This is a genomic window from Aquamicrobium sp. YD-1-mutant5 (assembly GCF_059509755.1).
Genome location: NZ_JCAKKP010000006.1, coordinates 1 through 12765 on the forward strand (window position 1 = coordinate 1; position 12765 = coordinate 12765).

Annotated in this window: 9 protein-coding genes and 1 pseudogene; 3 read left to right on the forward strand and 7 right to left on the reverse strand. The window is 63.6% G+C overall.

The window, feature by feature from the left end; translation table 11 throughout:
• Nucleotides 1–147: pseudogene (locus AC5XE7_RS11000) on the reverse strand (Zn-dependent hydrolase); the annotation flags it as partial.
• A 172-nt stretch (nt 148–319) separates the two neighbouring features.
• A complete protein-coding gene (gene aptA, locus AC5XE7_RS11005; protein ID WP_495366056.1) occupies nt 320–1648 on the reverse strand; it encodes an omega-aminotransferase AptA in 1329 nt (442 codons plus the stop codon).
• Between the two features lie 225 nt (nt 1649–1873).
• On the opposite strand from aptA, the gene AC5XE7_RS11010 reads away from it, so the two are divergent.
• Entirely contained in the window at nt 1874–2497 is a 624-nt protein-coding gene (locus AC5XE7_RS11010; RefSeq protein ID WP_183832475.1) for a TetR family transcriptional regulator C-terminal domain-containing protein, read from the forward strand.
• 78 nt (nt 2498–2575) lie between these two features.
• On the opposite strand, the gene AC5XE7_RS11015 is transcribed toward AC5XE7_RS11010, so the two are convergent.
• The 4 genes from AC5XE7_RS11015 to AC5XE7_RS11030 all read right to left on the reverse strand — a co-directional run bounded on the left by AC5XE7_RS11015 (nt 2576) and on the right by AC5XE7_RS11030 (nt 6451).
• The gene (locus AC5XE7_RS11015) at nt 2576–3034 is read right to left on the reverse strand and encodes a carboxymuconolactone decarboxylase family protein (protein WP_495366057.1); all 459 of its coding nucleotides are present in this window, start codon (nt 3032–3034) and stop codon (nt 2576–2578) included.
• A gap of 37 nt (nt 3035–3071) precedes the next feature.
• The gene (locus AC5XE7_RS11020; RefSeq protein ID WP_183832477.1) at nt 3072–3575 is read right to left on the reverse strand and encodes an RrF2 family transcriptional regulator; all 504 of its coding nucleotides are present in this window, start codon (nt 3573–3575) and stop codon (nt 3072–3074) included.
• Nucleotides 3576–3767: 192 nt separating this feature from the next.
• Nucleotides 3768–5081: an NAD-dependent dihydropyrimidine dehydrogenase subunit PreA gene (gene preA / locus AC5XE7_RS11025; protein ID WP_495366058.1), complete on the reverse strand. Its 1314-nt coding sequence runs from the start codon at nt 5079–5081 to the stop codon at nt 3768–3770.
• A gap of 2 nt (nt 5082–5083) precedes the next feature.
• Complete coding sequence (locus tag AC5XE7_RS11030; RefSeq protein WP_495366059.1) at nt 5084–6451, reverse strand: NAD(P)-dependent oxidoreductase; 1368 nt, start codon at nt 6449–6451, stop codon at nt 5084–5086.
• 261 nt (nt 6452–6712) lie between these two features.
• On the opposite strand from AC5XE7_RS11030, the gene AC5XE7_RS11035 reads away from it, so the two are divergent.
• Together AC5XE7_RS11035 and AC5XE7_RS11040 are read left to right on the forward strand one after the other, a co-directional pair.
• On the forward strand, nt 6713–7486 hold the full coding sequence (locus tag AC5XE7_RS11035; protein WP_495366060.1) for a VOC family protein: 774 nt from the start codon (nt 6713–6715) through the stop codon (nt 7484–7486).
• Between the two features lie 263 nt (nt 7487–7749).
• Nucleotides 7750–8346, forward strand: a complete 597-nt coding sequence (locus AC5XE7_RS11040; RefSeq protein WP_239799167.1) for a transglycosylase SLT domain-containing protein — start codon at nt 7750–7752, stop codon at nt 8344–8346.
• Nucleotides 8347–8585: 239 nt separating this feature from the next.
• Here the strand turns inward: AC5XE7_RS11040 and AC5XE7_RS11045 are convergent, their stop codons facing one another.
• A complete protein-coding gene (locus AC5XE7_RS11045; protein WP_495366061.1) occupies nt 8586–12764 on the reverse strand; it encodes a translocation/assembly module TamB domain-containing protein in 4179 nt (1392 codons plus the stop codon).
• Nucleotide 12765 lies beyond the last annotated feature (1 nt).

A 12765-nucleotide genomic window follows, 5' to 3' on the forward strand; every position in this document is an offset into this window, starting at 1 on the left:
GAACAGATGGCGGCCCTCATTGTCGGCGTCGGTCAGCGTCTGGCGGTTGTTGCCGCCCGCAATGCCGGGACCAACCTTCGCCATCTCCATCAGCGAATCCCACAAACGGTCCGGATCAATGCGAAGGTTCTCGCCGGAGGCGACCATTCCATACCCTCTTGTTTTGCGCGCATTCCCGCCGCCATCGCGGTCAGAAACACTCGTTCTTGTTATCCTTGGCAGTTCCGGTGGAATTCTTTCCGTCTCTGTTGGAACTGTCCTGAAGGCGGGGGCAGCACTTCTCCCTGCGCTGCCCCTCACCCTTTCTCATTGTGGCCGGTCAGTCGACCATTCTCAACACCTCACGCACATGATCGATGAGTTCATCGATCTGGCCCCTGGAAATGATGAGCGGCGGCGACAGCGCGATGATGTCGCCGGTGGTGCGGATCAGCGCGCCGCGCTCGAAAGCTTTCACGAAGGCATCGAACGCACGCTTGGTCGGCGCACCCGCGATCGGCTCCAGTTCGATGGCGCCGACAAGGCCGATATTGCGGATGTCGATGACATGCGGCTCGTCCTTCAGCGAATGCAGCGCGTCTTCCCAGTAGGGCGCCAGTTCCGCGCCGCGGGTGAGCAGGCCCTCTTCCTTGTAGGTGTCGAGCGTTGCCAGCGCCGCCGCCGAGGCGATCGGGTTGCCCGAATAGGTGTAACCGTGGAAGAACTCGATCACATGCTCGGGGCCGTTCATGAAGGCATCGTGCACGTCCCTGGTCACGAACACCGCGCCCATGGGGATCACGCCGTTGGAAATGCCCTTTGCCGTGGTGATGATGTCGGGGACGACATCGAAATAGTCGGCTGCAAACGGCGTTCCCAGACGGCCGAAACCGGTGATGACCTCATCGAAGATCAGCAGGATGCCGTGCTTGGTGCAGATATCGCGCAGGCGCTTGAGATAGCCTTTCGGCGGAATGAGCACGCCGGTCGAGCCCGCTACCGGCTCCACGATGACGGCCGCGATGGTCGAGGCGTCGTGCAGGGCGACGATCCGCTCCAGCTCGTCCGCCAGTTCGAGGCCATGCTCGGGCTCACCTTTGGTGAAGGTGTTCTTGCCGGGCAGATGGGTGTGCGGCAGATGATCGACGCCGGTCAGCAGCGAGCCGAACATCTTGCGGTTGGAGACGATGCCGCCCACCGATATGCCGCCAAAATTGACGCCGTGATAGCCGCGCTCGCGGCCGATCAGGCGGGTGCGGGAGCCCTCGCCGCGGGCGCGGTGATAGGCAATGGCCATCTTCAGCGCCGTATCGGCGGATTCCGAACCCGAATTGGTGAAGAACACATGCTCCATGCCCTTCGGAGCGATATCGACCAGCCGGTTCGCCAGCTCAAACACGATGGGATGGCCCATCTGAAAGGCCGGCGCATAATCGAGTTCGGCCGCCTGGTGCTGGATCGCCTCGGTGATCTTCGGGCGGCAGTGGCCGGCGTTCACGCACCACAGGCCGGCGGTGCCGTCCATGATCTTGCGGCCGTCGGCGGCGATGTAATGCATATCCTTGGCGCCCACGAGCATGCGCGGCGCCTGCTTGAACTGCCTGTTTGCCGTGAACGGCATCCAGAATGCGGAAAGATCGTTAGGCGCTACTTTAAGCCTGTTGGACATGACCAAGCCTCCTGATGGTTGATGTCTCGCGGCCAACGCTTGGTCCCTCAAGCCAATTTGTGCTAGTCAATTTTTTGACCGATTGGACAAACGTTAGCACCGCTGTATGAGCGGTCAAGCGATTACTAACCGAAAAGTTCTACGATCCGCCCGATCCAAGGGACCGTGAACAACTGGTCCAGAGAATTGGTCCAGATTATGTTGAGCCGGAAGGACCGAGTGTTCATGGCATCCACCGCAAGGCCACTCACGCGCATCCAGCAGGAAAAGCGCGAAATCATACTTGAGGCGGCGCTCGATGTGTTTTCAGCCCACGGCTTCCGGGGTGCCACCATCGATCAGGTCGCGGATTCGGCGGGGATGTCGAAGCCCAATCTTCTCTATTATTTCCGCAACAAGGAAGACATTCATGCCACACTGATGGAGCGTTTGCTCCACACCTGGCTTGCTCCGCTTCTGGAGTTCGACGACGCCGACGATCCCATCACCGAGATCAGGAGCTACATTCGCCGCAAGCTCGAAATGGCGCGCGATTTTCCCCGTGAAAGCCGCCTGTTCGCCAATGAGATTCTTCAGGGCGCGCCGCGCATCAGGGAGATGCTGGAAGGCGAGCTGAAGGATCTGGTCGATGAAAAGGCCCGCATCATCGAGAACTGGATGCGGGCCGGAAAAATCGCCAGAGCCGACCCCTACCACCTCATCTTCGCCATCTGGGCGACCACCCAGCACTATGCCGATTTCGATGTGCAGGTGCGCGCCGTGCTGGGTCCGGACCGCGACGGCGAAGGCCGGTTCGAGGATGCCGCACGCTTCCTCGAACAGCTTTTTCTGGGCTGCCTCAGGGTTTGAGGAAGCCGCCGGACCTATCGGCCGGCAAGAGATTGCAGCCCTCCGCCACATGGGTAGGAAAGATGCGCGGTGCCTGCATCAGGCAGCCATTGCCTCTTCTGCCGGATGCAGCGCATGGAACGACACGCACAGGCGGTTCCAGACATTGATCATGCCGATGGCAACCGTCAGCTTGACCAGTTCCTCTTCCGAAAAATGCTTCAGGGTCGCCTCGTAAAGGGCCTGCGGAACACCCTGCCCCGCGATCAGCGTCACCGCTTCGGTGTAGGCGAAGGCAGCCCGTTCGCGCTCGGAATAGAGCGGCGATTCCTTCCATGCGGAAACCAGAAACACGCGCTGCTGGCTCTCGCCGTCGCGCATCGCCTCACGGCTGTGCATATCGACGCAGAAGGAGCAGCCATTGATCTGCGAGGCCCTGAGCTTGACCAGATGCAGCAGCGCGTGCTCGAGACCGGACTCCTCGACGGCCTGATTGAGCTTCAGCACCTGTTTCATGATCGCAGGGGCGGTGGTGAAAAAATCCATTCTCTGTTTCATCTCTTCATCCTTTCTGTCATGTACCGGAATCAGGCTTCTAAGAAGTCTTCTGGGGCCGCCCGTGCTGTGCCACAAAGGCGCAGGCGGCAGCGACCGAACGCGGATCGGCGTCCTTCCTGAAGTCCGCCACGATGGTGGAGAGCTTCTCGGCGGCAAGCGCCATCCGCCAGGCTTTTTCCGCGCGCAGCATCGCAACCTTGATGCCGCAGGGCTTCACATAAGCGGCGTCCGGCAGCTTCACCGGGCCGTTCCGGCGGATCTCGCCGCATCGGAACGCCGGCTGCGGCCCCTCCACCGCCACCACGATATCGAGCAGGGAAATGCGCTCCGCCGCCCGCGCCAGCCGGTAGCCGCCGGCAGGCCCCGGCACGGATTCCAGAATGCCGGCCCCGGCCAGCGCCTGCAGGTGCTTGAGCAGGTAGCTTGGCGACAGGCCGAACTGCGCGGCCAGCGCCGATCCGGGGATCGTCGCCCCCTCCTCAAGCCCGGCCAGCGACGCCGCGCAGTGAATGGCCGCCTCGACGCCCTCGCTGAGTTTCATTCAATCACATCCCATTTCATGGACAAGGATTATCATGGATAAATTATATCCACAATTAGGCGAAAGGAATGCAGGCGTCTCTGCTGACACCTCCTGCAACGGGGATCGCGATTTCAGGCAATTTATCCGCCGCCCGCCAAGCGCAGGCGGGGCCGCTACCCCACGCGGCGACCCCGCCCGGCCCGGGAGGATCTATTCGGCCGCCGTGCGCGCCATCGGATTGTTCGGGTGCGTGGTCCAGTTGGCATAGACGGGCGAAACCGGCTGGCCGGTGCGCTCGTCGATCTCGCCGGCCGGCAGCGGCTGCATGGTGATGCAGCCTTCGACAGGGCAGACATTGACGCACAGATTGCAGCCGACGCACTCGTCCTCCATCACCTCGAAATGACGCACACCGTCGACCATTGCCGTGATCGCCTGATGCGAGGTGTCCTCGCAGGCGATATGGCAGCGCCCGCATTTGATGCAAAGCTCCTGATCGATATGCGCCTTGGCGACATAATTGAGGTTCAGATACTGCCAGTCGGTAACGTTGGGGGTGGCGCGGCCGATGATGTCGTCGAGGCAACGATGCCCCTTCTCGTCCATCCAGTTCCCGAGGCCGGCGATCATTTCCTGCACGATCCTGAAGCCGTAGGTCATGGCCGCCGTACACACCTGCACATTGCCGGCCCCCAGCGCCAGGAACTCGGCCGCGTCGCGCCATGTGGTCACGCCGCCGATGCCGGAGATCGGCAGGCCGGCCGTTTCCGCGTCGCGCGCGATCTCGGCCACCATGTTGAGCGCGATCGGCTTCACCGCCGGCCCGCAATAGCCGCCATGGCTGCCCCGGCCGTCGATCGACGGTTCCGGCGAAAAAGTGTCGAGATTGACCGAGGTGATGGAGTTGATGGTGTTGATCAGCGACACCGCATCGGTGCCGCCGGCCTTCGCCGCCCGCGCCGGCTTGCGGATGTCGGTGATGTTCGGCGTCAGCTTGGTGATGACGGGCATGCGCGTATATTGCTTGCACCAGCGCACCACCATCCCGATATATTCCGGCACCTGCCCGACTGCGGCCCCCATGCCGCGCTCGCTCATGCCGTGCGGGCAGCCGAAATTCAGCTCGATGCCGTCCGCCCCGGTCTCCTCGACCAGCGGCAGGATCGCCTTCCACTCCTCCTCCACGCAGGGCACCATGATGGAGGCGATCAGCGCCCGGTCCGGCCAGTTCATCTTCACCTGCTTCATCTCGCGCAGGTTGGTCTGCAGGTCGCGGTCGGTGATCAGCTCGATGTTGTTGAGGCCGAGCAGGCGCCGGTCGGCGCCCCAGATCGCCCCGTAGCGCGGGCCGTTGACGTTGACGACCGGCGGCCCTTCCGAGCCCAGCGTCTTCCACACAACCCCGCCCCAGCCCGCCCTGAAGGCGCGCTCGACATTATAGGCCTTGTCGGTCGGCGGCGCCGAGGCCAGCCAGAACGGATTGGGCGACCTGATGCCGACGAAATCGCTGCGCAGATCTGCCATGGTCATGCCCTCCCGTTCGCGCTGAGGGCGCGGTGGATGCTTTCCGCGGCATCCCTTCCCTGCGCCACCGAGGTCACCGTCAGGTCGTCGCCGCCATGGATGCAGTCGCCGCCGGCCCACACCTTCGCCATGGTGGTGCGACCTTCGCCGTCAACCCGGATGCGGCCATTCTCCAGCTCGATGGTCTTGCCCGAGCCGTTGAGACTGTCGGCCGCAAAGGTCTGGCCGATCGCCTTGAAGATCTGGTCCACCGGCAGGGTGAGTAACTCGCCCGTGCCGACCAGCCGGTCGCCATCCATGGTGGTGTATTCGAGTTCCAGCGCCGTGACCCTGCCATTGTGCGCAATCACGCGGCGCGGCTGGAGCCAGTGGCGGATGATCACGCCGTTGGCGGCGGCGAGGTCCTGCTCGTAGAGCGAGGCGTTCATGTCGACCTTGCCGCGCCGGTAGCAGATCGTCACCTCCTCCGCGCCGAGCAGCTTCGACTGGATGGCGGCGTCGATGGCCGTCATGCCGCCGCCGATGACGATGACGCGTCGCCCGACAGGGAGGGCCGCAAGATCGGAGGTCTGGCGCAGGATGGAGATGAAATCGACGGCGTTCTCGACCCCCGCCGCATCCTCGCCCTCGGCCCTTAGCGCATTGATGCCGCCAAGCCCCATGCCGAGGAAAACCGCATCATGGCTTCCGGCAAGGTCGGCAAGCTCGACGTCGCGGCCAAGCGCCATGCCGTTCTTGATGTCGATGCCGCCGATGGCGGTCACGTAATCGACCTCGGCCTGCGCGAAATCGTCGGTGCTCTTGTAGGCGGCGATGCCATATTCGTTGAGCCCGCCGGCCTTCGGCCGCACTTCATAGATGTTCACCTCATGGCCGTGCATGGCCAACCGGTGTGCGCAGGCGAGCCCGGCCGGCCCCGCTCCCACCACCGCAACCCTTTTGCCGCTGCCGTGTTCGGGGCGATGGTAGAATTGCCGCCTTTCCTCCATCGCCTCATCGGTGGCGTAGCGTTGTAGCCGGCCGATCTGCACCGGCTTGCCCTCTGCCGCCTCGCGCACGCAGGCTTCCTCGCACAGCGTCTCGGTCGGGCAGACCCGCGCGCACATGCCGCCCAGAATGTTCTGGTCGAAGATCGTCTTTGCGGCGCCCACGGCATTGCCCGTGGCGATCTGGCGGATGAACAGCGGAATGTCGATGCTGGTGGGGCAGGCCTGCATGCAGGGCGCATCGTAGCAGAAATAACAGCGGTCGGCCTCGACCAGCGCCTCATGATGATCGAGCGGAGGATGAAGATCGGCGAAGTTCTCAGCATAGGTCTCAGCCGGTAGCCGGCCACCGGCAATGCCTTCCTTGAAATGACCAGTCGCCATTCCACACTCCCCTTGCTGTTCTTCAGGCCCCTTGTTCTTGTATTTGAGGAAAGGCTAGCACATCCGGAACTTTTATCAATTGGTCTATTTTCATCGAAGCCACTGAAAATGCACAGTAAACATGATTTGTTATGTCATGTTTTTATACATCTTGCTGCAACCACGGAACGTCTGCATCGTTTTACCATGTCGGAAACGGTCGGCATCGGCCGTCCTATGGATGCGGCTGTGCAACACGGTCGCCAAACAGGGAGAAATCTCATGTCGGATCGCGCGAAATCCTTCTTCTGGTACGAATTGATGACCAATGACCTGGAAGCCGCCGAAGCGTTCTACACCAGCGTCGTCGGCTGGACGGCGGAACCCTTCGATGCGCCCGGCGCTCCACCCTATCTCGTCGTCAAGGCCGGAGACCGCGGTGTCGGCGGCCTCATGGCCTTTCCCGAGGAAATCCGCGACAGCGGCATGCCGCCGGCTTGGATGGGCTATATCGAGGCCGACGACGTTGACGCCGTCACCGCCTCGGTGAAGGCGTCAGGCGGATCGGTGCATCGCGAACCGGCGGACATTCCCGATGTCGGCCGCTTTTCGGTGGTTGCCGATCCGCAAGGTGCTGTCTTCATGCTGCTGCACGGGAATGGGCCGGAACTGCCGCCGGCGCCGCTTGACGCGCCCGGTCACATCGGCTGGCGCGAGCTTTATGCCGATGACTGGGAAAGCGCGCTGGAATTCTACTCCGGCCAGTTCGGCTGGACCAGGGATGACGCCATAGACATGGGCGAGATGGGCACCTACCAGCTTTTCGCCGTCAATGGCGAACAGAACGGCGGCATGATGAACCGCCCGCCACAGATGCCGGTGCCCTGCTGGCAGTTCTATTTCAACGTGCCTGCCATCGATGCGGCCGCAAGGCGCGTCACCGATGGCGGCGGCACGGTGATATTCGGACCGGAGGAAGTTCCCGGCGGCCAGTGGGTCGTCAACTGCATCGACCCGCAGGGCGCATTTTTCGGCCTCGTTGCCCCGGTCCGCTGACAAGCGAAAACATCTCGCCCGAAAGTGAGACCGGTTTCGGGGCAACGACATGCGTGAAAACAGGCACTCAAGGCGTAAGGAGCGATCTGAAAGATCGCGACACGCTTCAGGCCGCTCCGCCGCTCCGCGCGGTCACGGAGCGGCCTTTGTTTTCATGGGCTTGCAGCCGGCTTCGGAATCAGAATGGGAGCTGCCCCGGTCCCGCCACAAAGGTTAAAATCCGCTCAACACTCCCTTTATCATTTGCGCGTAAAGCTCGGGCCATGTCTGCGTACAATTTTAGTCGAGTTTTACCTGTTGTGGCGTTGCTCGGCCTTTCGGCCTGCGCGACGCCACCCAGCCAGATCAACAATGTCTGCGCGGTCTTCGACCAGCGCGACGGCTGGATCAACAACTGGCATTCGGCTGCGAAAAAGGCCGAAGCGAAGCACGGCATACCGGTGCCGGTGCTGATGGCGACGGTGCGCAAGGAATCCGGTTTCAAGGCCAATGCAAAGCCACCGCGCACCAAGCTGCTCGGCTTCATTCCATGGAAACGGCAATCCACCGCCACCGGCTATTCGCAGGCGCTGAACGGTACCTGGGCGCAATACCGCAGCGAGACCGGAAATTTCGCGGCCCGGCGCACCTCTTTCGCCGATGCCGTCGATTTCGTCGGCTGGTATCATGCCAAAAGCGCCAGCACGCTGGGCATCGCCCGCAACGACACCTACAATCTCTATCTCGCCTATTACTCGGGCTGGAACGGCTACAAGCGCGGTGCTTACAAAAGCAATGCCGGCATCCGCAGCTATGCCCGCGACACCGACGCCATGGCCCGCCGCTACGCCCAGCAGATGCAGAGCTGCGGCCGCCTGTAGAGCATGTCGCCCGAAAGCGGGAAGCGGTTTCGGGGAAACGACATGCGTGAAAACAACGACTTAAAGCGCAAGGAGCGAATCTGTAAGGTCGCGACGCGCTTTAAGGCCCGCAGTTTTTCCTCTGCCTCCCTGCCGTATTGACAATAGCTTGGCAGTCCGGCGCTGCGCGGCCGGCGCGCCATACCTCCCGGCATCCGCGCTCCAGCCACGCCCCGAGGTAACGCGCAGGCTTGCGCGGCCTAATATTCCTTTTCGTAGAAAATGCCGCCCTTGGCCTCGCCGGCATCGGAAGCCTCGCCGCGCAGCTTGACACCGCGCCCCACGGTGAGGTCGATGCGCGCCTTGCCCGAGCCAGGCTTCTCGCCCTTCTGGATCGTCACATAGGTGCGGTCGTTCAGATATTTGCCGGCCTGCACCGAGGTGCCGCCCTGATCGTCGGTGATGACGTCCAGATCGTCGACGCCGATGGCATTGCGCAGGTTCTGCAGGAGCGACGTCGAACCGCCGACACCGGCAAGCTGGGCTGCCGCCTCGGCAAGCTGGGCGATCTGCAACGGCGACAGGTTCGACATGGAACGCCCGAAGATCAGGCGCGCCAGCACCTCGTCCTCCGGCAGCGCCGGCACGGAGGCGAAGACGAATTTCGGATTGGTGGCTTCGCCGGTCACGGTGATCGTCACCGTTGCATCCGAAGCCGTCGATTCAGCCACGAAGTTGATGTAGGGGATCGTCGAACCGGAGAAGGTCAGCGTGCCTTCGGTGAAGTTCAGCCGCTTGCCGAGAATTTCAAGACGGCCGCGCCTCAGCTCGAAGCTTCCCACCGCCTCGGGAGAGGTGGCCGCGCCCGTCAGCCTGATTCGCCCGCCGAGCTCGGCATCGACGCCCCTGCCCTGCACGAAGATCGAGTTGGGCGCGTTGACGGTCAGATCGAGGTTCATGCCGCTCTTCGGTCCGCCGTCGCCGCTGCTCGGCGGATTGAGCGCCCGGTCCTGCTGGCGCACGGCCGCCGGCGCATTCCGGTGCTGCACGTTCAGTTCCGAGAGCGAAGTCGGCAGCTTGGTCGGCACGGTGATCACAGTGCGCGCCAGATTGATCGTGCCCGAAAGCATGGGCGATGCGGTCAGTTGGCCTTTGATCGCCAGATCGCCGCTGAGATTGGCGGTGACGATATGGCCGTCCGTATAGCGCCCATCGGCCAGCCGGATGCTGATGTCGGCCGGGAACCCGGAATTGACGTCGATGCCGACCGTGCCGCCGACCGTCAGCGTGCCGCCCGACGACAGCCGTCCCGTGAAGCGGTTGATGGTCGCCACGCCGTTGCCCATGGCGACGTCGAGCGCGATGTCGTTGACCGCGATCCCGGCCTGCGCCGCCACGAAGCGCGCGCCATTGGAACGGATGTTGCCGCTGATGACGGGAGCATTGGCCGGACCGCTCACCTTAACGGCAACCGCCGCCGTTCCTTCCATCGACATGCCGTTTTCGGCCAGCATGCGGTTGGCGATGGCGAAGGGCACGTTACCGTTGAACTCGAGCGACAGGTTCGGCGTGCCCTGCGTGGTCACCGCGCCGCCTCCCTGCACCCGCATGCCCGAGCCTTCTGAGATCGTCGAGGTGAAGTCGAGCCGGTTGTTGGCGAAGGTGCCGGATGAATCGATGCCGATACCGCCGAGACCGGCAGAGCGGGTCTGTGCCGCTTCGAGACCGCTGGCTTTCAGATCGTATTTCACCACCGGCGCGGAGGTCGGGCCAGTCACATTCACCGTGCCCGAAATGCTGCCCGCAGCATCGAGCCCGGCCGCGAAATTGTTGGCCACAGAAACCGGCACGGAGGCGAGATCGGCCTTTATGTCGAGCGCGTCCGCAACTGCACCCGAAACGGTAATGCGCCCATTGCCGATGCCGATCACAAGCCGCTCCAGCGCGGTGCGACCGTCTTTGACGACGATGGTGGACGGCTCGGCGATCGCCGCGCGCACACCCTGGAACGTCGCCTGCCCGGACTTCAGCTCCAGCGTCGTGGTGCCGTCGGCAACCCGGACCCGGCCCGCAGCGCTTGCGGGAATGTCCTTCACCGTTGCGCCGCCCGAAAAGGCCGTCCAGTCGCCTTCCTGTTTCAGGTCGATGTTGATACCGGTGACGGCGGTGCCGCCAGAGGTCACGCCGTCGGCCTTTATGGTACCGGAAATCGCCGGAGCCTCAGCGTAGTTGGAAACCTGCGCGTCCACCGTGACGTTGCGGGCGTTGAGGTCGCCGCGCGTCAGGCTGGACGTGACGGCCTTCACCGCCACCTTCGGCACGCCTTCCGGCTTCGAGAACACGACGCTGCCATTGAGCGCGCCCTCGATCTTTTCCAGCGCCAGCGCGGCCAGCGGTCCCAGATCCGGCAGTTCGAACCCGATCCGGCCCTCGGGCAGGAACGCGTCATCGAGCACCAGATCACCTGCGATACGATTGGCGCCGAGCGAAAGCGTCAGCCCGTCGATGCGGCTTTGCCCGCCTTCGCTCTTCAGCGTCGCCTTGCCCTGCAACGCCTCGCCCGCGACATTGCCCGACAGCGTCACGTCGGCGGCGGGGTTGGCAGCGTCGGCCTTCGCCGTCGCATCCAGCTTCAGGCCAGTGATTTCACGATCGGCCACAACCAGCTTGTTGCTGCTGATCGTCGCCGCCACGTCGGGCGCGACCAGCGAACCGCTGGCTTTCAGGGCGAGCGCTATCGCGCCGCTGGCTTCCTTCGCGAAAGGCGCGATATCGGCCAGCGCGCCGTTCAGTTCGGCGGCGATGTTGCCGTCCGAGAGGCTCGCCCTGCCCTCAGCAGATAGCGGGCCGGACAATAGCTCCAGCCGGTCTGCCGTCACATTGCCATCGCTGTCGCGGCGCACCGCCACCGAAAGCGTCGTGCGCTCGCCAAGCGCCGGGCGCGCAACGGCGGGCAGCGCCGCCGATGCGGCATCCGCCTTCACGTTCAGTTCGATTGCACCGTCGGCCAGCGAGACTTTACCGTCGAAGCCGCCTTTCAGCGCATCGCTGGCGATCTCGCCCTTGCCGATGGTGATATCATCTTTCGTAACATTGCCTTCCACCAGCGCTGTGATGCGACCGGCAATCAGCGGGGCGATGGTGGGATTGTCGAACCCGATCTTGTCGGCACTCGCCGTGCCGGCGATCGGGCCGCTGCGATTTTCGATGTCGAAACCATCGGAATGCAGCGCCAGCGCGATGTTGTCGACGCGCATGTCGCGTGTGGCGACGCTCGCCAGATGGGTTTCAATATCGACCATCGGCGCCCTGCCCTCGCCGAAGGCGCGCAGCGAAGCGGATTGCAGCTCGATGTCGATCGGGCTTTCCTCGCTGCCGAGGCCCAGCGGCACGGTCGGCCCGGCGGAGGTGAACTCCAGCGAGAAATCGGTCGCGCCTGCCGGATTGATGCTGCCCCGCGCCACGCCGCGCAACACCGAAGTGTCGACCGTTGCCGTTTCGATGGTGATGCCGTTCTCGGTCTGCGACCTGCCGGCGATCTCGAAACGGGTCTGGCCGGCGAGCAGGGATTTGAAGCGGGCCGGGACGAAACGGGCGAAATCGCCATCGCCGCGCAGCTCGACGCGGCTGCCGCCGTCGATGAATGCGTGCTGGCCGGAAATCTGGGTGATCAGTTCGCCACCGGCATGGAAAGTGCCGCGTCCCGTCCAGTTGGCAAGCGGGCCGTTCCCCGAAATCACGATATTAACCGGCGGAGCATCCGGCAGCTGCAGAAGATTGGCGATGATGCCGCCGGCAGGCTCGGCAGCCTGAACGTTCAGATCGAGCCGGTTGTCGCCGGGCAGGAAATGCACCAGCGCCGAGACGGAACCTTCATGACCGTCACGCCGCTCCACGGAAAGGTCCGCCTCCACCGCCAGCGGCGAGCGCTCCGCGCGCACATGGCCTTGCGCCGCGAGTTCCGCAATGCCCGCACCGGCAAGCGCTTCTCCAAGCGCCACCTGAGGCAGGTCGATGGCGCGGATATCCACCGAAACCGGCAAAGAGAACCCGCTGCTTGTGCGCGGTTTTTCGTCGGAGCTGGAAACCGGCGTACGCGCCGCCTCGATGCGCCCGACCGCCACCCTGTCGGCAAGGAAGGTGCGCGAAAGCAGCGCCAGCGGCGACCAGTCCACCGCCACCTCGCGCAGCACCAGCCACGGCCCTTCGCGATCTTCCAGCACCACGTGAACGACACGCAGGTTGCCCGACCAGATGCCGTCGATGCCGCGAATGGCGACCTTCATGTCGTCGGAAGAAGCCATGTCCGAGATCAGGCCGGCCAGATTCTCGCGGCCGCGCTCGGTGGTCGTCAGCACAACGGCCGCACCCGCAAGGCCGGCTACGGCGACAAGCACCGCATAGAACACGATGCGCAAGATCCGCTTTGCAATCTTCATG